Genomic DNA, 24,588 nt, shown 5'->3' with positions numbered 1-24,588 from the left:
AGCGGAAGGAACGGGACGTGCAGCTGAGAATCCACCCCTACGAGGTCGACGGCCGCCCGGACGTGGTCATCGAGGACCACGACGGCTACCAGGCGTCGGTCCGCAGGCTGGCGGAGGGCTCCGGGGAGCCGTTCCCGGCCGACGTCGCCGCACTGGCCGCGGGCGGGCACATGCCGGCCCTGATCGACCGGTTCCACGCGCACCGGGCCGCCGGCCGCCCGGGACTGGACCTCGGCGAGGTCTCCCTGGCCGACGCGCTGCTGCTGACCGACGTGCCGCAGATCTGGGGCGTGGGCCTGAACTTCGCCCGGCACGCCGACGACCTGGAGACCGAGCAGCCGGCGTTCGGACCGGGGTCGTACCTGCGGCCGTACAGCTGTGTGATCCCCAACGGCGCGCCGATCGTCATCCCCCGGCAGTCCTCGCGCGTCACCGCAGAGGGCGAACTGGGGATCGTGCTGGCCAAGGAGTCCAAGGACGTGCCGGCCGACAAGGCGTTCGAGCACATCCTCGGGTTCACCGTCGTCCTGGACATGACCGCCGAGGACGCCATCCGGCAGAACCCCCGGTACATCCCGTGGAGCAAGGGGTTCGACACGTTCTGCAGCATCGGCCCCTGCCTGGTGCTGCGGGACCAGGAGCGGTGCGAGGACATCGGCGGCCTGTCCGTCGCCACCTACCGCAACGGCTCCCTCGTCGCCCGCAACACCGTCAGCGCCATGAAGTACGACCCCGCACGGCTGGTCGAGTACTTCTCGGCGGGCCGCACGCTCCCGGCCGGAACCGTCATCTCCACCGGCACCCCCCGGGCCACGGTGATCGCCCCCGGCGACACCGTCCGCGCCGAGGTCTCGGGAGTGGGTGTTCTCGAACACCCCGTCGAAGCCGCGTAGTCACCGAGGACGAGAAGGAAGGGAAAAGACATGGTTTTCCAGTCCCAGCATTTCGACGACCTCGCCAAGAAGGGCTACTGCGTGATCGATGGATATCTCGATCCGGAAGCCGTCCGCAGTCTCCGCGAGGCGTCCGAGAACATACTGTCCGGAACGGTCGGCGACACGATGCCGCCGAGCCTCTTCCTGGAAAACCGGGAACTCAGAAACGCGTTCTTCTCGCCGAAACTGGAAGAACTGGTCACCGATCTGCACGCGAAAGTCGGACCCCTGCTGCTCTATCCGAACTTCACCGTGCGCAAGGGACTGGTCGTCGGCTGGCACATCGACGACCGCATGCTCTCCAAGCCCGTGGACGAGGCCGGTGATTTTCCGTCAATCCTGATGTTCAACGTATTCCTTCAGGACAACGATCCGGTCACGGGCGGCGGGGTGGACATCGTCTCGCTCAGTCATCTTTTCAGTCGCGAACAGCGCGAGGACCTCGTGAACCACCACGAGTACACGACGGAGGACACGGTCGCCGGCAAGGCCGGAGACCTCGTGGTCTTCGACTACCGCTGCGTCCACCGCGGCACCCACCCGCAGGTCCCCACCGACGTCCCGCGGCTCGCGCTGCAGTGGACCTTCTCCGTCGGTGACGCGGTCGAGCAGGACTACCTGAGGTACCTGCGCGCCCGGCTCACCCAGAAGCTGCACATCTCCGACTACACCAACCACCGGGCGAAGAACTTCTTCGCCGATCTGCCGCACATCACCCGGCAGCTGGTGGAGGAGTCCTGCGGCAGGCCGGTGTTCGACGACCGGCTCGGCTACCGGGGCCTCGCCGACCTCGCCGACCCCTCCGTGGAACGGGAAGCCGTCTGATGCCCGACGTCGCACGCGTGATCCTCGACTCCCTCGGGGACGAGGGCGTGTCGGTGTTCTTCATGGTCCCCGGCAAGATGATCAACGGGTTCATGTCGAACTACCGTGCCGCCGAACCGGAGAACCACCCGCGCGTCTCCCCGGTGATCGCCGCCGCCGAGGGCGGTGCCGCGATGATGGCCGACGGCTACGCCCGGGCCGCCGAGACGTTCGGCGTGGTGATCGCGCTGGACGGGCCGGGCGTGGCCAACACCGTGGGCGGGCTCGTCAACGCGGCCGCCGACCGGTCGGCCGTACTGCTCCTGTCGGGCCATGTACCGACCGGCTTCGACGCCCATGACGCGCTCCAGGACGTGACGCCGACGGGCCTCGACATCGCCGCCATGCTGACCCCGGTGACCAGCTCGGCACTCCAGGTGCGAGACCGCCGGCACCCCGTCCGGTACTGGAACCGCACGCTGCGCAAGCTCGTCGAGCAGCCGTCGCGGCCGGCGTACCTGTCGTACGCCGCGGACGTCCTCGCCGCCGAGACCACCGAGACCGCCGTCTCCACCGGCTCGCTGTCCAGGCCGCGGGTGGTCGGCGACCGCCGGGAGATCGACCGGGTGGTGTCCGCCCTCAACGGCTCCCGCAGCGTCGCCGTCCTGCTCGGCTCGCACGCGAACAAGAAGGCCGTACGCCGCCTGCTGACCGGGCTGTCCGACACCTACGGCATCCCCGTCGGCTGCACCGTGGACGCCAAGGGCGCGTTCACCGAGACCCACCCCAACAGCCTGGGTGTGTACGGCTATTCGGGCAACCCGCGGGCGATCGAGCTGTTCACCCGGCAGCCCCCCGAGACGGTGCTGCTGCTCGGCTGCCGGCCCTCGCAGTGGAACACCAACGGCTGGGACCCGGGCATCGGCGACGCACGGCACGTCGTCGAGGTGACCTCGGACCTGGAGGACATCGGCTGCTTCGCCCCCGGCTCCGACACCCTGGTCTGTGACGAGGAGACCTTTCTGCAGCACTGGGCCGAGTCGCTGCGCGAGGCCGCGGCGGCCGGCCCGGTGTTCCCGGACAACGCCGACCTGCGCGCCCGCGCCGCCCGCATCCCGCTGCACGACCCGGTGCCCGACGAGCCCACGGACGCCCCGCATCCGGCGCGCGCCGTGCGGATCCTCAACAGATGGCTGTCCGACCGGGTGTGCGTGGTCGACTCCGGCAACCACCGGTCCTTCGCCACGCACTACTGGACCACCGACATCGACGCCGGCTTCCACTCCAGCACCTCGATGGGGGTGATGGGCTGGGCGTTCGGCGCGGCGATCGGGGTCTCCTTCGCCCGCGAGGAACCCTGCCTGGTCATCACGGGCGACGGCTGCGCCCTGATGAACGGCATGGAGATCCAGACGGCCGTCCGCTACCGCCGGAACATCATCTACGCGGTCTTCGACAACTCCTCCTACGGCGCCACCTACATGAACAACAAGCAGAACCTGCCGGAGCTGAGCGTGCTCCCGGGACACGACTGGGCGAAGTTCGCCGAGTCCGTGGGCGCGAACGGCTACCGGGTGACCTCGCTCGACGAACTGGACACCGTGGTGCAGAAGGTCAAGGACGTCGACGGCGTCCATGTCCTGCACGTCCTCGTCGACCGTGACGCCGCCACCCCGGCCCGGACGTACCGGGCGAACCTGAAGGCGTTCGAGCGGGCCAAGAGCGGGAGCGAGGCGTAGTGCGATCCGACACCAAGGCGCAGCCGGGCGCTCAGGAGCGGCCGGCCGCCCGGTTCACGCCCGCCGAGGCCCGGGTCCTGTTCTTCGCCTTCTTCAGCGTGGTCATCGGACTGATGGCGGTGGACTTCTTCAACCCGTCCCTGCCGCTGATCCAGAAGGACCTGTCGGTCGGGCAGAGCGCGATGAAGAACCTGATCGTGTTCTACATGATCGTGCTCGGCCTGGCGCAGTTCTTCTACGGCAGCCTCTCCGACGCCCGGGGCCGCAGGATCGCGCTGACGAGCGGGCTGGGCGTCGCCGCGGTCGGGCTCTTCCTCGGGTATGCCGCCCACGACGTCGGTGTGCTGGTGGCCTCCCGGGTGCTGACCGCGCTGGGGACCGCCGCGTGCACGGTGATCTCCCGTGCGCTGATCGTGGACACCCTGCAGCAGGGGGACAAGCTGCGCAAGGCCTTCTCGTACTTCTCGATGGCCAGCCAGCTGTCCCCGTCGCTGGCCCCGCTGGTCGGCAGTTTCATCGGGGTCCACTTCGGCTGGCACGCGCAGTTCCTGCTGTTCGCGCTGGCCGTGGTGCTGGGGCTGGTGATGGTGGCGTTCCTGATGCCGGAGACCCATCCGGCCTCGGCCCGCGCCGCCGGGCAGCCGGGCCGGGTGGCGGCCTACCGGACCGTGCTCGCGAACGTCAACTTCACGTCGTACAGCGTGGCGTCCGCGCTGATCTTCTCCTTCACCATCGCCTACTACGCGACGGCCCCGTTCGCCTTCGACGCGCTCGGCGTCAGCCCGCTGGTCAACAGCCTCTTCTACATCCTGTACTCGGTGTCCATCGTCGCCGGGTCCTTCTTCAACAGCTGGGCGAGATGGCCGGCGAAGAAGACCTACGGTGCCGGCCTGATCGCCTATGTGTTGATCTTCGTCGCCGCGGTCTGCGCGGACCTCGACGGCAGCCTGGTACGGATCGGGGTGTTCTCGGTGGCGCTCGGCTTCACCTGCGGGGTGATGGCACCGCTGACCCTCACACTGAGCATGACCACGGTGGAGACCGCCCGCGGAGCCGCCAGCGCGCTCCAGGGCGCCATCAAGATGTTCTTCACCGGTGTCCTGCTGGTCGTGTTCGACAGCGTGTTCATCGCCGGGTTCCGGAACATCGTGCTGATCTTCCTGGGCTTCGCGGTCGCGCTGGTGCTGCTCTTCGCCGTCACGGGCGCCGCCGGCCGGAGGGAGAAGGCCCGTGCGTGAGCGTACGGCCCTGGTCCTGGGCGGCACCTCGGGCATCGGCCTCGGCATCGCCCGCCGCCTCGCCGCCGACGGGGCGCGGGTGACCGTGGCGAGCCGGGACCCGGACCGTGCCGCCCGGACCGCCCGGGACCTCAGGAGCGCCCTCCCCGACGCCGCGGTCTTCGGCATCGGCCTGGACCTCGGCCGCCCCGAGACGATCCGGGACGCCCTGCGGGCCCACGGCGACCGCGACGGGCCCGCCGGCGGCGGCGCCTTCGACGTGGTCGTGCTCAACGGCCCCGGACACCGGCCGGGGCCCGTCACCGAGGCGACGCCGGAGGACTTCGCCGACGCCTACCGCACGATGTTCCTGTCCCTGAAGCAGGTCGTCGACTCCGTCGTGGACGGCATGCGCGCCCGGCGGTGGGGCCGGCTGCTCTACGTCTCCTCCAGCTCCGTGGTCACCCCGCTCGACGAGCTGGCGGTGTCCTCGGTGGTGCGGGCGGCCGTGCAGACCTATCTGAAGCTGCTGGCGAACGCCCTCGCCGCCGACGGGATCACCGTGAACTCGGTCGTCCCCGGCCGCATCGACACCCCCCGGGTGCGGACGGTGGACGCGGCGCGCGCCACGGCCCGGGGCGTGGCCGCCGAGCAGGTCCGCGGGGAGGCGGAGCGCCGCATCCCCGCGGGCCGGTACGGGACACCGGAGGAGGTGGGAGAACTGGCGGCCTTCCTGTGCTCGGAACGGGCGGGCTATGTCACCGGCTCCGCGTTCCGGTGCGACGGCGGGATGATCGCCGCCGTGTGAGACGCGGGCCGGCCTTCCCTCACCGGCCCGTCGAGGTGCCGGGCACGCGGTCGTCCCGGACGAGGACCGGGGCCGCCGCGTGCCCGCCCTCAGCCCGAAACCGCCTCGGCAGCCGGTACGGCAGGGCGCCGTACCAGAGCCGGGCCACCGTGAAACCGAAGGTCAGACAGAGGACGCCACCGACCGCGTCCAGCCAGAAGTGATTGGCCGTGGCGACGATCACCAGCAGGGTCGTCGCCGGATACAGCACGCCCAGCACCCGCACCCACGGCACGGACGCCAGCGCGAAGATCGTCAGCCCGCACCACAGCGACCAGCCGATGTGCATCGACGGCATCGCCGCGTACTGGTTCGACATGTGCTTCAGATCGCCCGACGCCATCGAGCCCCAGGTGTGATGGACCATGACCGTGTCCACGAAGCGCCCGCCGCGCATCAACCGGGGCGGAGCCAGCGGAAACAGATAGTAACCGACGAGGGCCACACCGGTGGTCGCGAAGAGCGCCAGCCGCGCCGCCGCGTAACGCCCCGGATGCCACCGGTACAGCCACACCAGCACACCGATCGTGACGATGAAGTGCAGGGTGGCGTAGTAGTAGTTCATGCCGATGATCAGCCAAGTCGCCGAGTTCATGGCGTGGTTGACGGACTGCTCGACGGCGATGCCCAGATCGTGCTCCGCGCGCCAGATCCAGTCGGCGTTGCGCAGCGCCTTGCCCTTCTGTTCCGGGACGGCGTTGCGGATCAGTGAGTACGTCCAGTAACTCACCGCGATCAGAAGGATCTCGAACCAGAGCCGGGGCCGCCGCGGACGCCGCAGCCGGCCCGGGAAACCCCGTGCGCCCTGCCCGTCCTCGCCCGTGACGGCCTGCGGAACGGCCACCTCCTCGCGACCTTCCGGCTGCGTCACGGTCGAGTCACTCATAGCCATCAAGTCTGCCAGAAAAGGCTTCCTCGACCGATCATCCCAAGGTCGGGTCCGCGGCGCACCTTCTACGACGTACGGACGACATGCGGTGCCGATGCGGTGGAACCGCGCACCACCAACTCCGGCATGAAAACGAACTCGCTGTGCGGCGCGGGCGTCCCGCCGATCTCCTCCAGCAGCGTGCGCACCGCGGCCTGCCCCATCGCCGGAACCGGCTTGCGGACGGTGGTCAGCGGCGGATCGGTGAAGGCGATCAGCGGGGAGTCGTCGAAGCCCACCACCGACACGTCCCGGGGCACCTCCAGACCGCGCTGCCGGGCCGCCCGTATGGCACCGAGCGCCATCATGTCGCTGGCGCACACCACGGCCGTGCAGTCCCGCTCGATCAGCGCCGTGGCCGCCGCCTGACCACCCTCCAGGGTGTACAGCGAATGCTGGATCAGCTCGGTCTCGATCGTCTCGGCGGCGAGCCCCAACTGGTCCTGCACGGCCCGCACGAAGCCCTCGATCTTGCGCTGCACCGGCACGAACCGCTTCGGCCCGAGGGCGAGCCCGATCCGGGTGTGCCCGAGCGAGACCAGATGCGTCACCGCGAGCGTCATCGCGGCCCGGTCGTCGGGGGAGATGAACGGCGCCTGCACCTTCGGCGAGAAGCCGTCCACCAGCACGAACGGCACGCCCTGCGCCCGCAGCCGCTCATAGCGCTGCATATCGGCGGTGGTGTCCGCGTGCAGCCCGGAGACGTAGATGATCCCGGCGACCCCGCGGTCCACGAGCATCTCGGTCAGCTCGTCCTCGGTCGACCCGCCCGGGGTCTGGGTGGCGAGCACCGGGGTGTAGCCCTGGCGGGTCAGTGCCTGGCCGATGACCTGGGCCAGCGCCGGGAATATCGGGTTCTCCAGCTCCGGAGTGATCAGCCCGACCAGTCCCTCGCTGCGCTGCCGCAGCCGCACCGGGCGCTCGTAGCCCAGCACGTCCAGCGCGGCGAGCACGGACTGGCGGGTGGTGGCGGCGACGCCCGGTTTCCCGTTGAGGACCCGGCTGACGGTCGCTTCGCTCACCCCCGCCTGCGCAGCGATGTCGGCAAGCCGTGTGGTCACAGGATTGGACTGTACCGGTCGCATCTCAGACTGCCCACCAGACGGCGCAATCCGCGGGGATCTCGGTGCGCGCCGGACCGGGTTCGACATCGGCGCTGGCGAGCAACAGCGTGCCGGGAGTGGTCACGGAGACCGGGGCGGCGGTGAGGTTGACCATGCAGACGAACGAGCCGTCGGCGGTGTCGCGGCGGAAGGCCAGCACACCGTCCGGCGTGTCCAGCCAGGTCACCTGGCGGCCGGCGCCGAGCGCCGGGTGCTCGCGGCGCACGGCCAGCGCGCTGCGGTAGAACTCCAGGGTGGAGGTGGGGTCGCCGTCCTGCGCCGCGACCGTCAGGTCCTTCCACGCCTCGGGCTGCGGCAGCCAGCTCGGGCCGCCCTCGACGGGACCGAAGCCGAACGGCGGCGCCTCGCCCGACCACGGCAGCGGCACCCGGCAGCCGTCGCGTGTGCCGTCCTGGCCCGAGCTGCGGAAGAACGCGGGGTCCTGGCGCACCTCGTCGGGCAGGTCGACCACCTCGGGCAGGCCCAGTTCCTCGCCCTGGTAGAGGTACGCCGAGCCGGGCAGCGCCAGCATCAGCAGGGTCGCCGCCCGGGCCCGGCGCAGACCACGCGCCTCGTCCCCTTCCGCGAGGCGCGTGGAGTGCCGTACCACGTCGTGGTTGGACAGCACCCAGGTCGCGGGCGCGTGCACCGAGTTCATGGCGCTGAGCGAGCGGTCGATGACGTCGCGCAGATCCGCCGCGTTCCAGCCGGTGGTCAGGTAGGAGAAGTTGAAGGCCTGGTGGAGCTCGTCGGGCCGGATGTACAGCGCGCTGCGCTCGACCGTGGGCGTCCACGCCTCGGCGACGGCGATCCGCTCGTCGTCGTACTCGTCGAGGATCCGCCGCCAGCCCCGGTAGATCTCGTGCACGCCGTCCTGGTCGAAGTACGGCACGGCCTCGGTGCCGAGCAGCTTGACCTGCTCGTCCCGGCCGATGTCCGGCAGCCCGGCCGCCTTGACCAGGCCGTGTGCCACGTCGATGCGGAAGCCGTCGATGCCGAGGTCCAGCCAGAACCGCAGGATGGAGCGGAACTCGTCGTGCACGGCCGGGTGGTCCCAGTTGAAGTCGGGCTGCTGCGGGGCGAACAGGTGCAGGTACCACTCACCGGGGGCGCCGTCCGGCTCGGTGACCCGGGTCCAGGCCGGGCCGCCGAAGATCGACTCCCAGTCGTTCGGTGGCAGTTCGCCGTGCGCTCCCTTGCCCGGCCGGAAGTGGAACCGCTCCCTCAGCGGTGAACCGGGACCCTCGCGCAGCGCCTGCTTGAACCACTCGTGCTGGTCGGAGCAGTGGTTGGGCACCACGTCGACGATCACCTTCAGACCCAGCGCATGGGCGTCGCGCACCAGGTCGTCGGCGTCGGTCAGGGTGCCGAACATCGGGTCGACGGCCCGGTAGTCGGCGACGTCGTAACCCGCGTCGGCCTGCGGGGAGGCGTAGAACGGCGACAGCCACACGGCGTCCACACCCAGCCGCTTCAGGTACGGCAGCCGGGAGCGGATGCCGGGCAGGTCGCCCATGCCGTCGCCGTTGCCGTCGGCGAAGCTGCGCGGGTAGACCTGGTAGATGACCGCGTCGCGCCACCACTCCCGGCGCCCGGAGGCGGCGGAGGAGGCGTCGGTGGGGACTGCGTCGGTGACGTGCTGGGTCATGGATTCCCTTACGTGATGCGGGGGGAACGACGAAGAAGCGTGCGGGGTGCCGGGCCGGGCGGTCAGGACTTGGTGCCGCCGGCGGTCAGTCCGGAGACCAGGCTGCGCTGCACGAGCATGAACACGAGGGCCGCCGGGATGGTGATGATGATCGCGGTGGCCGAGGTCCACGCCCAGTCGGGCCGCTGGTCCTGTGCGAAGGTGCGGATGCCGACGGCGAGCGTGTAGTGGTCGGACTGCATGAACTGCGTGGCGTAGGCGACCTCGCCCCAGGCGGTGAGGAAGCTGTAGAACGCGGTCACCGCGAGGCCCGGCTTGGCCAGCGGCACGATCAGCCGCCAGAAGGTGCCGAACGGGGTGAGGCCGTCCACCCGGCCCGCCTCGTCGATCTCCTTGGGGATGGTGTCGAAGTAGCCCTTCATCATCCAGGCGCAGAAGGGCACCGCCGTGGTCGCGTACGCCAGGATCAGACCGAGGTAGTTGTCGAGCAGGTCCAACTCGGACAGAAGCAGATACAGCGGCACGATCAGCACGATACTGGGGAACATCTGGGTGACCAGGAAGGTCCACATCAGCTGTCGGCTGCCCGGGAACCTCATCCGGGACACCGCGTACCCGGCGGTCGCCGCCAGGAAGACACCGAGGGCGGTGGTGCCGCCGGCCACGACGACGGTGTTCAGGAACCACTTCGGCAGGTCCGAATGGGCCAGGACGTCACTGTAGTTGTGGAGGCTGAGGTCCTTGAGCACCTCGCTCGGCTGCTGCCAGGCGTTCTTGGGGCCGAGCGAGATGAACAGGATCCACACCACCGGGAAGGCCGCGATGACCGTGGCCAGGATGAGGGTGGCGTGCAGGGCGATCGACGCCGCCAGGCCGCGCTCCTCACGTCCGCGCACCTTGCGGGAGGGAGCGGCCGGGGAACGGGTGGCGGCGGGAGCGGTCGCGGGGGTCTCGTGGGTCGCTGCGGTCATGGCGGTTGCTCCTTACGCCTGCTCGGACTTCAGGGTGCTGCGGCGGTAGAAGGTCGAGAAGGCCAGCAGGAGGGCGAGGATGATGATCCCGTAGGTCGCCGCTCCCGAGTAGTCCGAGATGCCGGTGAAGGCCTTGCGGAAGGCGAAGGTGACGAGGATGTCAGTGTCGCCGGTGGTGTTGTTGCCCAGCAGCAGGTAGATGACGTTGAACATGTTGAACGTCCAGATGCAGCCCAGCAGGATCACGGTGTTGGACACCGGGCGCAGACCGGGCAGGGTGACGTTGACGAACCGCTGCCAGGGCGAGGCGCCGTCCATCTCGGCGGCCTCGTACAGCTCCTTGGGGATCGACTGCAGGCCGCCGAGCACGGCGACCATGTTGAAGGGAATGCCGATCCAGACGTTCACCATGATCACGGCGACCTTCTGGGCGAGCGGGGTGCCCAGCCAGTTCTGGGCGGGCAGGCCGACCGCGGTGATGATCTCGTTGAACACACCGAACTGGGCGTTCAGCATCAGCCGCCAGGCGAAGACGCCGATGAACGACGGGACCGCCCAGGGCAGGATCAGCATCGCCCGGTAGAGGCCGCGCAGCCGCATCTTGCGGTTGAGCAGCACGGCGAGGCCCATGCCGATGCCGACCTGCAGCGCGACACAGGAGACCGTCCACACGACCGTCCACACCAGGCGCGGGTAGAAGTCGCCGTCCGCGCCCGACAGGACGTGCCAGTAGTTGTCGAGGCCGACGAAGCCGTATGTCGCGGGCCGGTGGAAGGCGCCGATGGTGGTGGCGACGTTCGCCTCGTTGGCGTCCGTCAGCGACTGGTAGAAGCCGTACCCCAGCGGATACAGGACCAGCACGGCGATCACCACGGCGACCGGGGTCACCATCGCCCAGGCGTACCAGTACTTGTCCCAGGACCGCCTCAGGCGTGAAACGCGTGCGGGGCGCGTGGACCTGTCGTCCCGCGCTGTCTTGTCGGTCTGTGCCGTGCTCGCTGCGGTGCTCATCCTCATCGACTCTTTATCGGCTCGTTCGCGGCAAAGGTGGGGTGGTTCCGCAGCCCCGGGGAGCCCCGGTCGGGGCGGCAGCGGGGAAAGAACGTTCCCCGGGGCTGCGTGTCCTTCGGTTACGGTGCGGCTACCGACCGTTCAGGTCAGCCGATGGAGTAGCCGGGCAGGAGCGTCTGGAACTGCTTGGCGGTGGCGTCCAGACCGGACTTCACCGACGCGTCGCCCTGCAGGATCTTCACGTAGTTCTGCTGCAGCGGCGTGAACAGCGAACCGACCTGGGGGAGCGCGACGCGCGGACGGGCGGTCTGCTCCAGGATCGGCTTGAAGCCGGCGATCTTGGCGTCGGAGGTGACCGCGGAGGTGTAGGCCGACTTGCGGGTCGGCAGGGTGCCGGTCTTCTCCGCGATGGTGATCTGGCTCTGGGTGGACGTCATGAACTGCGTGAAGAGGTAGCTGGCGTCCAGGTTGCCGGAGCCCTGGTAGACGGCGAGGTTGTGACCGCCGGTGGGGGCCTGGGCCTTGCCGCCGGCGCCGGCCGGGACGGGCGCGTAGCCGAGGTTGGCCTCCTTGCCCTTGAACGCCGAGCCGGTCAGGTCGTCGCTGACGGACCACGGGCCCTGGATCAGCATGGCCACCTTGCCGTTCTTGAAGGCGGTCTGCATGTTCTGGTAGGCGTTCGCGAAGTCGACCTTCATCGACGCCTCGTCGTAGACCTTCTTCGCGGTGTTCAGCGCGGCGACGGCGTTGCTGTCGCTGATGGTGATCTTCTTCGCCGACGTGTCGGCCAGGTCGGCGCCGTTGCCGTACAGCAGCGGCAGCAGGAAGTACGAGTCCGGGTTGACGTAGGTGCCGTACGCGCCGGTCTTCTTCTTGATCGTCTTGGCGTCGGCGATGAACTCGTCCCAGGTGGCCGGCGGCTTGGCGATGCCGGCCTTCTTGAACAGGTCCTTGTTGTACAGCAGGGCGAGCGTGTCGGTGACCGACGGGACGCCGTAGGTCTTGCCGTTGATCTTGGCCGTGTTCATCGCGCCCGTGCTGAAGTCGGAGGTGTTCTGCAGCGCGGGGGTGCCGTCGAGCGGGGCGATGTAGCCCAGCGAGGCGTATTCGGCCATCAGGCCCACGTCGGTGCGCACCACGTCCGGGGCGCCCTTGCCGCTCTTGGCGGCCGACTTGAACTTCTGCTCGACGTCGGTGAACGGGACGCTCTGGTAGTTCACCTTGATCTTCGGGTACTTGGCCTCGAACTGCTTGATCAGGGCCTGGTACGTCGGGGCTTCGGTCGCCGCGTCGGAGGTGTCCCAGTAGGTGATCGTGCCCGAGACGTCCTTGGGGTCCTTCGGCTTGCCGTTGGCGTTGTCGTCCGAGCCGCCGCAGGCGGTGGCGGCCAGGGCGACCACGGTGACCGCGGCGGCGATCGATATGCCACGTCGCATATGAACTCCTAGAAGAGGGTTGCCCGGATCATCCCTTGGGAAGACCGCGGGTGCCGTCTGTCCCAATCGACGGCCGCCGGGCGCGGGAGGAACGTAGCAAGGCTGCAAGTCCTTGCGAAAGATGTTGCAAGGAAATTTCCGCAAGATCCTGCAAGCGTGACGTCCCCGTTACCCCCGCATGTCCTCCGGACTGCTGCGATACGTGCGCACCGCCACTCCGACCACCCGTTCCACCGGGAAGTAACCGATCTCCCGGGAGTCCACGCTCTCTTGCAGGTTGTCGCCCAGCACCACCACGGATCCGGCCGGTACGGTGCGCGCACCGAGCCGGTCCCGCGCGGCGGCCGGCACCGCCTCGCCGGGCACGGCGGCGAGCCGCTTGATCATGAAGTGGGAGGCCCGGTCCGGCCAGCTCCAGCTCTTCCAGTCGGCCCCGGGGTCGGGCATCTCGACCACCACGATCTGCCCCGACCGCAGCCGGCCCGCGCGCGTCCGGCGCCCGATCAGCACATCGCCGGCCCGCAGCGTCGGCCGCATGCTCACGCCCCTGACGGTGATCACCACCATCCGGCGCCGGATCCACAGCACGCCACCGGCCACTGCGGCGACGAGCAGCAGCGCGATCACCGCACATACCCCTCGGCCTGCCGGCGGAACAGCCCCGCGTACCGGCCGCCCGCCGCGACCAGCTCCGCGTGCCCGCCCGACTCCACGACCGTCCCGTCCCGCAGCACCACGATCAGGTCCGCATCCCGTGCCGTGCCCAGCCGGTGCGAGATCAGCAGGCTCGTCCGGCCCCGCCGGTGCAGCCGCAGAGCCTCCTGGATCTCGTACTCGGCCTGCGGATCCAGCCCCGAGGCCGGCTCGTCCAGGATCAGCAGATCGGGATCCTCCCGCAGCAGGGCCCGGGCCAGCGCCACCCGCTGCCACTGCCCGCCGGACAGCTCCACCCCGGCCTCCTCACCGTCGCCGTAGGACCGCGACAGCAGGGTGTCGTAGCCGTGGGGGAGCGCGGCGAGCGTGTCGTGGACACCGGCCGCCCGCGCCGCCCGGACCACCTCACCGGCCCGCTCGGGCGCGCCCAGCGCGATGTTCTCGGCGGCCGTCAGGTCGTACCGCACGAAGTCCTGGAACACCGCTCCGACACGGCGGCGCAGCTCACGCGGGTCCAGCTCGCGAAGGTCGGTACCGTCCCACAGGATGCTGCCCCGGGTCGGGTCGTAGAAGCGGCACAGCAGCTTGACCAGGGTGCTCTTGCCCGCGCCGTTGTCCCCGACGAGCGCCAGCGTGCGGCCGTACGGGATGGTCAGGCTCACTCCGCGCAGCACCCAGTCGTGCTGCTCCGAGTAGCGGAACCAGACGTCCCGCAGCTCGATGCCGCGGCTCAGCTCGCCCGCGGGGCGGGGCTGACGGGGTACGGGCAGGTCGGGCGGCGCCGTCGTCACGTCGAGGTAGTGCTCGAACAGCAGCAGATGCTGACGCGTCACGGCGGCGGAGGCGGCGATGCCGCTCAGCCCGCCCTGCACGGCGGCGATCGCCGAGGTGAGCACCGCCAGGTCGCCGACCGTCAGCTCGCCCCGTGCGGCCGCGCGCACCGCCCAGACCAGACCCGCCGCCGCGATCCCCGCCGACACGGCCGCCGGCCCGGCCTGCGCCGCCGCCGTGCGCAGTTCCATCCGGCGCCGGGTCGCGTTGATCGCCGTACGGTCCCGGCGCATCCGCTCCCGCAGCAGCCCGCCGATGCCGAACAGCCGGATCTCCTTCGCCGCCTCCACGCTGCCCAGCAGATGCGCGTAGAACGACTCCCGGCGCTCCAGAGGGGTCGTGTGCAGCATGACCTCGGACCAGGCACGCGCCAGCCGCAGCTCGGCCGCGAGGGCGGGCAGCGCGCCGAGCAGGACGAGCACCGCCAGCCACGGGCTCATCAGCCACAGCGACACCAGGAAACCCGCGACGCTCGTCCCGGCCTGCCCCAGCGACACCGCCGCCGAGACGATCTGCACCGGAGTGTCCTGACCGCACTGCTCGGCCAGCCGCAGCCGGTCCAGCCGCCCCGGATCCTCGAACGGGGCGAGCCCGGTGAAGCCGTTCACCCGGGCATACAGCCGGTCCTGGGCCGCGAGCCCCACCCGGCGGCCCAGCTCCCCGCAGAGAAACCGCTCGGCGTGCGGCAGCACCGCGACGGCCACGGCCACGGCGGCCAGCCCGGCGGCGGGGCCCATGACGTCCGCGGCAGCTCCGTGCCGGGCGACGGCCACCAGGTCCAGCACCTGCCGGGTCAGCCATGCCGCGGCCACCGGAAGTCCGGCAGCCGGCAGCGCGGCCAGCACGATGCCGGCCAGCGGGACGGGGGCGGCGCGCACGGCGAGACCGGCGACGGCGCGCAGGCCGACGGCGCGGCCCCGGTCCTTGCCCCGGGTGCTCATACGCCCACCGGCGCCTTCAGTTCACGCAGGTCGCGGGCGAGGGCCGTGAGCCGGCCGCCGGCCTCCACCCGGCACACCACCGGGTACGCACTCACTCCGAACGCGGCTTCCACCGTGCGCGCGTCGTCCCCCGTCAGCACCGTCGCCACCTCTCCCAGCGCCGAGGTGTACGGCGCGGAGTCCTCCTTGCCCGGTACGACCACGGCCAGGACCTCCTCCGCAGGGCGGCCGGAGTGCGCCACGGTCTCCACGAAGTGCGGCAGCAACTCCGTGCAGGGGCCGCAGCCCGGCGCGAAGAAGGCCACGAGGGTGTCGTCCGCCACCGTGTCCCGGGATATCTCCCGGCCGTCCTCCAGGCGCACGCTGAACTCCTCGGCTGTCGCGCCCAGGCTGTCGGCATCGGTCACCGGAAATGCGGCCGGGGGTGAATTCCGTGCGTCGGACCGGAGTCTGCGGATGATGCCGTAGGCGAGCACCAGATTCAGCAGGCCCAAACCGATCGCGAACGTCACGGCGGCGGCGAGAATCGACACGGAAAAATCTCCTGAATGACGGAATCAATGCGGCAGGAATCAATGCGGCAGGAATCAACTCGGCAGGAATCAGCCAGACAGGCGGAAAAGGGCTACGAGGTCGTCGAGGCGAATGACCAGGGTCGCCAGAACCGCCCCGGCGAGCACCGCGAGCAGCACCCCGGAACCCTGCCCGGACGCCCCGCCGCCGACCGTCGCCAGCCCCGCCGCCGCGACGCCCGTCAACACGGTGTTGCGGACGACGTGACGCACCCCGAACGGCGCCTGCGCAGCCCCGAAGCAGGGGCAGGACGCCACCGTCCCGCGGCGCAGCACCACCCCCACGGCCAGCGTGAACGCACTCAGCAGCAGCACCGCGAGCCCGAGGCCGAGCCGTGCCGTGCCCGGCGCGAGCAGCAGCACCGGCACCACCGCCTCGGTCACGGCCACGACGCCGGCGAGTTCCCGCAGGCCCCGCTCCGGAACCACCCGCATGGCCGCCAGCCCCTTTGTGAACCCGGCGAACGCGGCTCGACGGCGCAGTTTCGCGAACGCCGACGCGGCAAAGACAAAACCGAGCAGGACCCGGCACAGTACCGCCGTGTACCACACGCTCATTCCCCCTTCCGTGAAGACGACGGCCCAGCGTAGGAGCCGGATGTACAGGGGGCATACACGCGGACCTACATCGGCGGTGGAAGGCGACCTGTATCCGGCCCTCGTAATGTGCCGGTGGAATCGGTCGCGACGGGCGGCCGGCAGTGAAAGGAAAAGGGGTATCCGTTGTTTCAGCGAATCGCGGACGCGCTCGTGAACAAGCTCGCGCCGAAGGTCACGGCCGACGCCACCTGGTGGACCGACACCAAGTGCGCGGGCGGCTGTTCGTCGTACCCGGCCTACCAGGCGAAGTACACCCGCCAGTGCTGGGACAGCACCGGCAGCTGCACCAGCTGGACCAACACCGGCAAGTGCTGCAGCTCCTGACCCGACGGCGCCCGCGCTGAGTCCGCGCCCCGCTCCCGCCCCGGGGAGCGGGGCGTCACGCGCTCCTCGGCAGCCGCCCGCCCATCAACTCGGCATACACGTCCGCCAGTTCACGACCGGGCGCGATGCCCAGCTCCGCCCGGTAGACCGCGCACGCGCTGCGGTACGCCTCCAGGACACCGCCCACCTCGCCCAGCCGGTGATGGGCCCGCATCCGCAGCGCCCAGCCCCGGCCGCGCAGGGGCGCCGAGGACAGCAGACCGGTCAGATCACGCAGTGCCGCGCGCGGCTCGCCGACCCGCAGATGGGCCTCGGCCAGGTCCTCCACCGCCCGCATCCGCTCCTCGTCCAGATGCCCGAGCGCACCGAGAAGCGGACCGACGCGTGGCACCCCGACGGCCGCGCGGTCGCCGTCCCACAGCAGGAGCGCCGCCGCGAGCAGCCGCGTCGCCCGGTCGGCGTCCCCCGCGAGCAGCGCGGCCCGCCCCGCACCCGCCAGGTCCAGGAAGCGCAGGTGGTCGCAGGCCTCGGCGGGCGCCTCCAGCGCGTAGCCGCCGTCGCCCGCGGCCAGCCTCGCGGTGCCGCCCAGCGCCGAGCGCAGGGCGCTGGCGTGCGTACGGATGTTGGCCACGGCGGAACGCGGCGGCTCCCCGTCCCACAGGGCCTCCTGGAGCACATCGAGCGAGACGCGGCGCCCGGCGTGCAGCAGCAGGGTCACCAGCAGGGCACGCGGTTTGACGCCCCGCACCCCGGCCGGATCCCCGCCCAGCCGCACACGGCCCAGTATGCGAAACCCTTCGGCCATGGAAGTCCCCCTCTCCCCGCCCGCCCGCACGCGCGAGCGTTGATCCTGTGGAGCCTGTGACGGGCGAACTGCCCTCGTCAAGACGCTTGTTGGAATTTCTTTCTGCATCTTGCTGAAACGTTGGTGCAACAGTTAGGTTCACGCCACCCGTTGGTCGTTGATCAGTCAAACTCCCCCCACCCGCACAACGAAGTGCAGGAGCACACATGGCCAGAAAGACCCTGGCCGCCACGCTCGCCCTCGTGGCCGGCCTGGCGGTCCCCCTCACCGTCCCCACCGGTGCCGCCGAGGCCTCTCCGCCCGGCACGAAGGACGTCACCGCCGTCCTCTTCGAATGGAACTACGCCTCGGTGGCCCGCGAGTGCACCCGCACCCTCGGCCCCGCCGGCTACGGCTATGTCCAGGTCTCGCCGCCCGCCGAGCACATACAGGGCTCGCAGTGGTGGACCTCGTACCAGCCGGTGTCGTACCGGATCGCCGGCCGCCTCGGCGACCGCACCGCGTTCAAGAACATGATCGACACCTGTCACGCGGCCGGCCTGAAGGTCGTCGTCGACACCGTCGTCAACCACATGTCGGCGGGCAGCGGCACCGGCACCGGCGGCTCGACGTACACGAAGTACGACTATCCGGGCCTGTACTCGTTCCCGGACTTCGACGACTGCACCTCCCAGGTCAGCAACTACCAGGACCGCTGGAACGTCCAGCACTGCGAACTCGTCGGCCTGGCCGACCTGGACACCGGCGAGGAGTACGTCCGCAAGACCATCGCCGGCTACATGAACGACCTGCTCTCCCTGGGTGCCGACGGCTTCCGCATCGACGCGGCCAAACACATCCCCGCCGAGGACCTGGCGAACATCAAGTCCCGTCTGGCCAACCCCTCCGTCTACTGGAAGCAGGAGGTCATCTACGGCGCGAACGAGGCGGTCCAGCCCTCCGAGTACACCGGCAACGGGGACGTCCAGGAGTTCCGCTACGCCTACGACCTCAAGCGCGTCCTCACCAACGAGAAGCTGGCCTATCTGAACAACTTCGGCGAGGGCTGGGGCTACCTGAACAGCTCGGTCGCCGGCGTCTTCGTGGACAACCACGACACGGAGCGCAACGGCAGCACGTTGAACTACAAGGACGGCGCCGACTACACCCTGGCGAACGTCTTCATGCTCGCGTGGCCCTACGGCGCCCCGGACATCAACTCCGGCTACGAGTGGTCCGACGCGGACGCCGGCCCGCCCAACGGCGGCACGGTCAACGCCTGCTGGCAGGACGGCTGGAAGTGCCAGCACGCGTGGCCGGAGATCAAGTCGATGGTCGCCTTCCGCAATGCGACCCGCGGCCAGTCGGTCACCAACTGGTGGGACAACGGCAACAACTGGATCGCCTTCGGCCGCGGCACCAAGGGCTATGTGGCGATCAACCACGAGTCCGGCAGCCAGACCAGGACGTACCAGACGTCACTGCCCGCGGGCACGTACTGCAACGTGCAGAACAACACGACGGTGACGGTGAACTCCAGCGGACAGTTCACCGCCACCCTGGGCGCCGACACGGCGCTGGCGATCTATGCGGGGAAGCCGAGCTGCTGAGCTGCTGCCCCGTGTCACTCGCCGCGTAGCCGGAGTTGTTCAGCGAGAGGGCCGACGTGGTCGTCGTCGACCTGTTGGCCTTCGACTCCCGGGTCACCCTGCCCGCGGAGTCCCTTTGCGGCAGTCGCGGAGCAAGCGTCAAGGTTGACGTTGAAACTTCTTGCTATGAGTTTCAAGACTGTTGCTGTAAAGCTTTCGGCAGCGATACGGTCGCGCCGGGTCGGACCCAAGAGAGCCGCATTCGCTAGGAGTTACCGCCTGTGATACCGAGAGCGAGACGGGCCGCGGCCGTCGCCGCCGTAGCCCTCGCCGCCGCACTGATCCAGCCACTGGCCGCCCACGCGGCCGGCCCGCCCGCGCCCCCCTCGGACGCGGCCCTCGCCGCCCAGCCCGCACGGCACGGCGACACCCACGAGCAGTTCTACTTCGTCATGCCGGACCGTTTCGCCAACGGGGACAAGGCCAACGACGAGGGCGGACTCACCGGTTCGCGACTCAGCACCGGCTACGACCCCACCGACAAGGGCTTCTACCAGGGCGGCGATCTCAAGGGTCTGACCAAGCGGCTGGACTACATCAAGGGCCTCGGCACCACTGCCATCTGGATGGCCCCCATCTTCAAGAACCGCCCCGTGCAGGGCACCGGAGCCAATGCCTCCGCCGGCTACCACGGGTACTGGATCACCGACTTCACCCAGGTCGACCCCCACTTCGGCACCGGCAAGGACCTCAAGACCCTCATCTCCAAGGCGCATGCCAAGGGCATGAAGGTCTTCTTCGACGTCATCACCAACCACACCGCCGACGTCGTGGACCACGAGGAGAAGTCCTCCGACTACCTCTCCAAGGGCGCCTTCCCCTACCTGACCAAGGACGGCCGGCCCTTCGACGACGCCGACCACGCGGACGGCACCAGCAAGTTCCCGGCCGTCTCCCGCGACTCCTTCCCGTACACCCCGAGGGTCACGAGCCGGTCCAAGGTCCCGGCGTGGCTCAACGACCCGACGATGTACCACAACCGGGGCGACTCGACGTACTCCGGCGAGTCCACGACCTACGGTGACTTCTCGGGCCTGGACGACCTGTGGACCGAGCGTCCCGAGGTCGTGCACGGCATGGAGAAGATCTACGAGCGGTGGGTCGAGGACTTCGCCGTCGACGGCTTCCGGATCGACACCGTCAAGCATGTCGACCTGCCGTTCTGGACGCAGTGGGCGACCGCGCTGGACACCTGCGCGGCGGCCCACGGCCGCAAGAACTTCTTCATGTTCGGCGAGGTCTACTCCGCAGACACCTCGATCACCTCCCCGTACGTCACCCAGGGCCGCCTCGACGCCACCCTCGACTTCCCCTTCCAGGACGCCGCCCGCGCCTACGCCTCCCAGGGCGGCAGCGCGCAGAAGCTCGCGGGTGTCTTCGGCGACGACTACAAGTACACGACCGACAAGGCCAACGCGTACGAGCAGGTCACCTTCCTCGGCAACCACGACATGGGCCGCATCGGGTACTTCCTGAAGCAGGACAACCCGAAGGCCACCGACGCCGAGATCCTCAAGAAGGACGAGCTGGCCAACGAGCTGATGTTCCTCAGCCGCGGCAACCCGGTCGTCTACTACGGCGACGAGCAGGGCTTCACCGGCTCCGGCGGCGACAAGGACGCCCGCCAGACCATGTTCGCCTCCAAGGTCCCCGACTACCTCGAAGACGACGAGATCGGCACCGACCGCACCCACGCCGACGACTCCTACGACACCTCGGCGCCCCTGTACCGGCAGATCGCCGCGCTCGCCAGGCTGCGCACGGCCAACCCGGCCCTGACCGACGGAGTCCAGACCGAGCGCTACGCGGCCGACGGCGCCGGGGTCTACGCCTTCACCCGTACGGACGCCGCGTCCGGGCAGGAGTACGTCGTCGCCCTCAACAACGCGGGCACCGCGCAGACCGCGAGTTTCGCCACCGGGTCCGCCGGCATGGCGTACCAGGGCATCTACGGCGCCTCCGGCTCGGTGCGGTCCGACGGCGACCACAAGGTCACCGTCACCGTCCCGGCCGAGTCCGCCGTCGTCTACAAGGCCACCGGCCCGCTCGGCAAGCCCGCCGCACCACCGGCCGTCACCCTGAAGGCCCCGGCCGCCGGAGCCACCGGCACGGTGCAGATCGGCGCCGACGTCGACGGTGGTCAGCTGAACCGGGTCGTCTTCGCCGCCCAGGCCGGCGACGCCAAGTGGCAGGTCCTCGGCTCCGCCGACCACGCCCCGTACAAGGTCACCCAGACCCTCGGCAAGGACATCCCGGCCGGGACCACGCTGCGCTACAAGGCCGTCGTGATCGACTCGGCCGGGCACACCGCGAGCACCACGGCGAGCAGCACCTCCGGCACCCCGCCCGCGCCCGGTACCCCCACGGCCTCCTCGCGCGACTACGCGATCGTCCACTACAAGCGCACCGACGGCGACTACGCCGACTGGGGCCTGTACGCCTGGGGCGACATCGCCGACGGCGAGGCCACGAACTGGCCGGCCGGCCACCCCTTCACCGGCCGGGACGCCTACGGCGCCTTCGCCTGGGTCAAGCTCAAGCCCGGCGCGTCCGACGTCGGCTTCCTGGTCGTCGACAAGGACGGGAACAAGGACGTCTCCGCCGACCGGAGCATCGACGTCACCCGGACGGGTGAGGTGTGGGTCGAGCAGGGGAAGACGGACGTACTGACGCAGCAGCCCGACCATCCCGCGCAGGACAAGACCAAGGCCGTCATCCACTACCACCGCGCCGACGGCGACTACGACGGCTGGGGTCTGCACGTCTGGACGGGTGCCGCGCACCCCACCGACTGGTCGGCCCCGCTGAAGCCGGTGAAGACTGATGCCTATGGCGCGGTCTTCGAGGTGCCGCTCACCGAGGGTGCCACCAGCCTCAGCTACATCGTCCACAAGGGCGACGACAAGGATCTCCCGGCCGACCAGTCCCTGGACCTCAAGGCCGGCGGCCATGAGGTGTGGCTGTTGAACGGCCAGGAGCAGTACCTGCTGCCACAGCCGGCGGGCAGCGCCGCCGCCCTCGACCTGAGCACCTCCAAGGCGATCTGGATCGACCGGAACACGCTCGCCTGGAACGGCGTGGACGGCGCCGCCTCCACCCAGCTGCTGTACAGCCACGACGGCTCGATCACCGTCAAGGACGGGGCGCTGACCAGCGACGACGAGCGCTGGATCCGGTTGGGCAGGACTCAGCTGACCGATGCCCAGAAGGCGAAGTTCCCGCACCTGAAGGACTACACCGCCTGGTCCGTCGACCCACGTGACCGCGACCGGGTGCGCGCGGCGCTGAAGGGCCAGCTGGTGGCCTCGCAGCGGGCGGCGAACGGTGCCGTGCTGGCCGCGACCGGCGTGCAGGTCGCGGGCGTGCTGGACGACCTCTACCCCGGCGCCACCCGGGCCGCGCTCGGGCCGGTCTTCCACGACGGGAAGCCGACGCTCTCCGTGTGGGCGCCGACCGCGCAGAGCGTCGCACTGGAGCTGGACGGCTCGGTCCACGCCATGCACCGGAACGACACCACCGGCGTCTGGTCCGTCACCGGCCCGGCGTCCTGGAAGGGCAAGTCCTACCGGTACGTCGTGAAGGTCTGGGCGCCCAGCGTCCGCAAGACGGTCACCAACAAGGTCACCGACCCCTACTCCCTCGCGCTCACCGCCGACTCCGAGCGCAGCCTCGTCGTCGACCTGGACGACAGGTCCCTCGCCCCGAGCGGCTGGTCGGCCCTGCGCAAGCCGAAGGCCGTACCGCTGAAGGACGCGCAGATCCAGGAGCTGCACATCCGGGACTTCTCCGTCGAGGACCGCACCTCGAAGCACCCGGGCACCTACCTGGCCTTCACCGACAAGGACAGCGACGGCTCCAAGCACCTGCGCGCGCTGGCGAAGTCCGGGACGTCGTACGTCCACCTGCTGCCCGCCTTCGACTTCGCCACCGTCCCCGAGAAGAAGGCCGACCAGGCGAGCCCCGGCTGCGACCTCGCCTCCTACCCCGCCGACTCCGACAAGCAGCAGGAGTGCGTGGCGAAGACGGCCGCGAAGGACGCCTACAACTGGGGCTACGACCCGTACCACTACACGGTCCCCGAGGGCTCGTACGCCACCGACCCGGACGGCACGGCCCGTACGGTCGAGTTCCGCAGGATGGTCCAGGGCCTGAACGAGGACGGCCTGCGGGTCGTCATGGACGTCGTCTACAACCACACGGCGGCCGGCGGCCAGGCGGACGCCAGCGTGCTGGACAAGATCGTGCCGGGCTACTACCAGCGCCTCCTCGCCGACGGGTCGGTGGCCAACAGCACGTGCTGTGCCAACACCGCGCCGGAGAACGCGATGATGGGCAAGCTGGTCGTGGACTCGATCGTCACCTGGGCCAAGGAGTACAAGGTCGACGGGTTCCGCTTCGACCTCATGGGCCACCACCCGAAGGCCAACATCCTGGCGGTCAGGAAGGCCCTGGACGCGCTGACGCCGCAGAAGGACGGCGTCGACGGCAAGAAGATCATCCTGTACGGCGAGGGCTGGAACTTCGGGGAGGTCGCCAACGACGCCCGGTTCGTGCAGGCCACGCAGAAGAACATGGCCGGCACCGGTATCGCCACCTTCTCCGACCGCGCCCGTGACGCCGTGCGCGGCGGCAGCCCCTTCGACTCCGACCCCGGCGTCCAGGGCTTCGCCTCCGGGCTGTACACCGACCCCAACTCCACCACCGCCAACGGCTCGAAGGAGGAGCAGAAGGCGCGCCTCCTGCACTACCAGGACCTCATCAAGGTCGGCCTGACCGGCAACCTCGCCAAGTACCACTTCACGGACACGGACGGCAAGGAGGTCACGGGAGCGGAGATCGACTACAACGGCTCGCCCGCCGGATACGCCGACGCACCCGGCGACGCCCTCGCCTATGCGGACGCGCACGACAACGAGTCGCTGTTCGACGCGCTCACCTACAAGCTCCCGAAGGACACCTCCGCGTCCGACCGGGCCCGGATGCAGGTCCTGGCGATGGCCACGGCCGGCCTCTCGCAGGGGCCGTCCCTGTCCCAGGCGGGCACCGACCTGCTGCGCTCCAAGTCGCTGGACCGCAACTCCTTCGACAGCGGGGACTGGTTCAACGCCATCCACTGGAACTGCGCCGACGGCAACGGCTTCGGGCGCGGACTGCCCCCGGCGGCCGACAACCAGTCCAAGTGGGACTACGCCCGGCCGTTGCTGAGTACGGTCGAGGTGGGCTGCGAGCAGATCACCGGGGCCTCCGCCGCCTACCGGGACCTGCTGAGGATCCGTACGACGGAGAAGGCGTTCTCGCTGGGCACGGCCGCACGGGTGCAGGACGAGCTGTCCTTCCCGCTGTCCGGCAAGGACGAGACGCCGGGTGTCGTCACCATGCGGCTCGGTGACCTCGTCGTGGTCTTCAACGCCACCCCGCAGCAGCAGGAGCAGACGATCGGCGCCCTCGCCGGCACCGGCTACCGGCTGCACCCGGTGCAGGCGAAGGGTGCCGACCCGGTGGTGAAGACCTCCGCCTACGCGGCCGGCTCGGGCACGTTCACCGTCCCGGCGCGGACCGTGGCGGTGTTCGAACGGGTGGCGGACTAGGTCGTC

General features: G+C 69.9%; 19 protein-coding genes. 8 read left to right on the top strand and 11 right to left on the bottom strand.

What is annotated here, in order from left to right:
• Positions 1–17 precede the first annotated feature (17 nt).
• Genes ACIGXP_RS30350 through ACIGXP_RS30330 form a run of 5 tightly spaced genes read left to right on the top strand, consistent with a single transcriptional unit; the run spans position 18 to position 5,503 of the window.
• A complete protein-coding gene (locus ACIGXP_RS30350) occupies positions 18–893 on the top strand; it encodes a fumarylacetoacetate hydrolase family protein (RefSeq protein ID WP_363216834.1) in 876 nt (291 codons plus the stop codon).
• Positions 894–923: 30 nt separating this feature from the next.
• Positions 924–1,760 carry a phytanoyl-CoA dioxygenase family protein gene (locus ACIGXP_RS30345; protein ID WP_399773711.1) on the top strand — a complete coding sequence of 279 codons (837 nt, stop codon included), beginning with the start codon at positions 924–926 and terminating at the stop codon, positions 1,758–1,760.
• Positions 1,760–3,478 (top strand): thiamine pyrophosphate-binding protein, encoded by a 1,719-nt coding sequence (locus ACIGXP_RS30340; RefSeq protein ID WP_399773708.1) that lies wholly within the window; start codon positions 1,760–1,762, stop codon positions 3,476–3,478. Before ACIGXP_RS30345 ends, ACIGXP_RS30340 begins: the two co-directional genes overlap by 1 nt.
• The gene (locus tag ACIGXP_RS30335) at positions 3,478–4,716 is read left to right on the top strand and encodes an MFS transporter (protein ID WP_363216831.1); all 1,239 of its coding nucleotides are present in this window, start codon (positions 3,478–3,480) and stop codon (positions 4,714–4,716) included. Before ACIGXP_RS30340 ends, ACIGXP_RS30335 begins: the two co-directional genes overlap by 1 nt.
• The gene (locus ACIGXP_RS30330) at positions 4,709–5,503 is read left to right on the top strand and encodes an SDR family oxidoreductase (protein ID WP_399773705.1); all 795 of its coding nucleotides are present in this window, start codon (positions 4,709–4,711) and stop codon (positions 5,501–5,503) included. The genes ACIGXP_RS30335 and ACIGXP_RS30330 overlap by 8 nt, the downstream gene beginning before the upstream one ends.
• Before the next feature lie 19 nt (positions 5,504–5,522).
• Here the strand turns inward: ACIGXP_RS30330 and ACIGXP_RS30325 are convergent, their stop codons facing one another.
• From ACIGXP_RS30325 to ACIGXP_RS30280, 10 genes are all read right to left on the bottom strand, one after another.
• Positions 5,523–6,428, bottom strand: coding sequence for a phosphatase PAP2 family protein (locus ACIGXP_RS30325; protein ID WP_399773703.1), 906 nt, complete (start codon positions 6,426–6,428; stop codon positions 5,523–5,525).
• A 68-nt stretch (positions 6,429–6,496) separates the two neighbouring features.
• On the bottom strand, positions 6,497–7,531 hold the full coding sequence (locus tag ACIGXP_RS30320; protein WP_363216828.1) for a LacI family DNA-binding transcriptional regulator: 1,035 nt from the start codon (positions 7,529–7,531) through the stop codon (positions 6,497–6,499).
• A 25-nt stretch (positions 7,532–7,556) separates the two neighbouring features.
• The gene (locus ACIGXP_RS30315; protein ID WP_399773700.1) at positions 7,557–9,221 is read right to left on the bottom strand and encodes a glycoside hydrolase family 13 protein; all 1,665 of its coding nucleotides are present in this window, start codon (positions 9,219–9,221) and stop codon (positions 7,557–7,559) included.
• Positions 9,222–9,283: 62 nt separating this feature from the next.
• Positions 9,284–10,192 (bottom strand): sugar ABC transporter permease, encoded by a 909-nt coding sequence (locus tag ACIGXP_RS30310; RefSeq protein WP_399773698.1) that lies wholly within the window; start codon positions 10,190–10,192, stop codon positions 9,284–9,286.
• A 12-nt stretch (positions 10,193–10,204) separates the two neighbouring features.
• The gene (locus ACIGXP_RS30305) at positions 10,205–11,209 is read right to left on the bottom strand and encodes a carbohydrate ABC transporter permease (RefSeq protein WP_399773695.1); all 1,005 of its coding nucleotides are present in this window, start codon (positions 11,207–11,209) and stop codon (positions 10,205–10,207) included.
• A gap of 140 nt (positions 11,210–11,349) precedes the next feature.
• On the bottom strand, positions 11,350–12,639 hold the full coding sequence (locus tag ACIGXP_RS30300) for an extracellular solute-binding protein (protein WP_363216824.1): 1,290 nt from the start codon (positions 12,637–12,639) through the stop codon (positions 11,350–11,352).
• Between the two features lie 168 nt (positions 12,640–12,807).
• Complete coding sequence (locus ACIGXP_RS30295; protein ID WP_399773692.1) at positions 12,808–13,266, bottom strand: S26 family signal peptidase; 459 nt, start codon at positions 13,264–13,266, stop codon at positions 12,808–12,810.
• Positions 13,263–15,065: an ABC transporter ATP-binding protein gene (locus tag ACIGXP_RS30290; protein ID WP_399773689.1), complete on the bottom strand. Its 1,803-nt coding sequence runs from the start codon at positions 15,063–15,065 to the stop codon at positions 13,263–13,265. The genes ACIGXP_RS30295 and ACIGXP_RS30290 overlap by 4 nt, the downstream gene beginning before the upstream one ends.
• Entirely contained in the window at positions 15,062–15,598 is a 537-nt protein-coding gene (locus ACIGXP_RS30285) for a redoxin domain-containing protein (protein ID WP_399773686.1), read from the bottom strand. The genes ACIGXP_RS30290 and ACIGXP_RS30285 overlap by 4 nt, the downstream gene beginning before the upstream one ends.
• Before the next feature lie 69 nt (positions 15,599–15,667).
• Positions 15,668–16,195, bottom strand: coding sequence for a MauE/DoxX family redox-associated membrane protein (locus ACIGXP_RS30280; RefSeq protein ID WP_399773684.1), 528 nt, complete (start codon positions 16,193–16,195; stop codon positions 15,668–15,670).
• Between the two features lie 165 nt (positions 16,196–16,360).
• Between ACIGXP_RS30280 and ACIGXP_RS30275 the strand changes: the two genes are divergently transcribed.
• Positions 16,361–16,561, top strand: coding sequence for a hypothetical protein (locus ACIGXP_RS30275; RefSeq protein WP_363216818.1), 201 nt, complete (start codon positions 16,361–16,363; stop codon positions 16,559–16,561).
• 55 nt (positions 16,562–16,616) lie between these two features.
• Here the strand turns inward: ACIGXP_RS30275 and ACIGXP_RS30270 are convergent, their stop codons facing one another.
• Positions 16,617–17,366: a BTAD domain-containing putative transcriptional regulator gene (locus ACIGXP_RS30270; RefSeq protein WP_363216817.1), complete on the bottom strand. Its 750-nt coding sequence runs from the start codon at positions 17,364–17,366 to the stop codon at positions 16,617–16,619.
• A 206-nt stretch (positions 17,367–17,572) separates the two neighbouring features.
• Here ACIGXP_RS30270 and ACIGXP_RS30265 point away from each other — a divergent pair, with 206 nt between their 5' ends.
• Together ACIGXP_RS30265 and pulA are read left to right on the top strand one after the other, a co-directional pair.
• Positions 17,573–18,955, top strand: a complete 1,383-nt coding sequence (locus ACIGXP_RS30265) for an alpha-amylase family protein (RefSeq protein ID WP_399773681.1) — start codon at positions 17,573–17,575, stop codon at positions 18,953–18,955.
• 260 nt (positions 18,956–19,215) lie between these two features.
• A complete protein-coding gene (gene pulA / locus ACIGXP_RS30260) occupies positions 19,216–24,582 on the top strand; it encodes a pullulanase-type alpha-1,6-glucosidase (RefSeq protein WP_399773678.1) in 5,367 nt (1,788 codons plus the stop codon).
• The last annotated feature ends 6 nt before the right edge of the window (positions 24,583–24,588 follow it).

The sequence above is a fragment of the Streptomyces sp. NPDC053069 genome (genome assembly GCF_044546895.1).
Classification (GTDB): Bacteria; Actinomycetota; Actinomycetes; order Streptomycetales; family Streptomycetaceae; genus Streptomyces.
This window is presented reverse-complemented; position numbering and strand designations above follow the sequence as displayed.

Excerpts from the sequence above, each read along its gene's own strand:
- ACIGXP_RS30345 (WP_399773711.1), top strand. The coding sequence starts at position 924 with ATGGTTTTCCAGTCCCAGCATTTCGACGACCTCGCCAAGAAGGGCTAC.
- ACIGXP_RS30340 (WP_399773708.1), top strand. The coding sequence starts at position 1,760 with ATGCCCGACGTCGCACGCGTGATCCTCGACTCCCTCGGGGACGAGGGC.
- ACIGXP_RS30325 (WP_399773703.1), bottom strand. The coding sequence starts at position 6,428 with ATGAGTGACTCGACCGTGACGCAGCCGGAAGGTCGCGAGGAGGTGGCC.
- ACIGXP_RS30315 (WP_399773700.1), bottom strand. The coding sequence starts at position 9,221 with ATGACCCAGCACGTCACCGACGCAGTCCCCACCGACGCCTCCTCCGCC.
- ACIGXP_RS30310 (WP_399773698.1), bottom strand. The coding sequence starts at position 10,192 with ATGACCGCAGCGACCCACGAGACCCCCGCGACCGCTCCCGCCGCCACC.
- ACIGXP_RS30305 (WP_399773695.1), bottom strand. The coding sequence starts at position 11,209 with ATGAGGATGAGCACCGCAGCGAGCACGGCACAGACCGACAAGACAGCG.
- ACIGXP_RS30300 (WP_363216824.1), bottom strand. The coding sequence starts at position 12,639 with ATGCGACGTGGCATATCGATCGCCGCCGCGGTCACCGTGGTCGCCCTG.
- ACIGXP_RS30290 (WP_399773689.1), bottom strand. The coding sequence starts at position 15,065 with ATGAGCACCCGGGGCAAGGACCGGGGCCGCGCCGTCGGCCTGCGCGCC.
- ACIGXP_RS30280 (WP_399773684.1), bottom strand. The coding sequence starts at position 16,195 with ATGAGCGTGTGGTACACGGCGGTACTGTGCCGGGTCCTGCTCGGTTTT.
- ACIGXP_RS30270 (WP_363216817.1), bottom strand. The coding sequence starts at position 17,366 with ATGGCCGAAGGGTTTCGCATACTGGGCCGTGTGCGGCTGGGCGGGGAT.
- ACIGXP_RS30265 (WP_399773681.1), top strand. The coding sequence starts at position 17,573 with ATGGCCAGAAAGACCCTGGCCGCCACGCTCGCCCTCGTGGCCGGCCTG.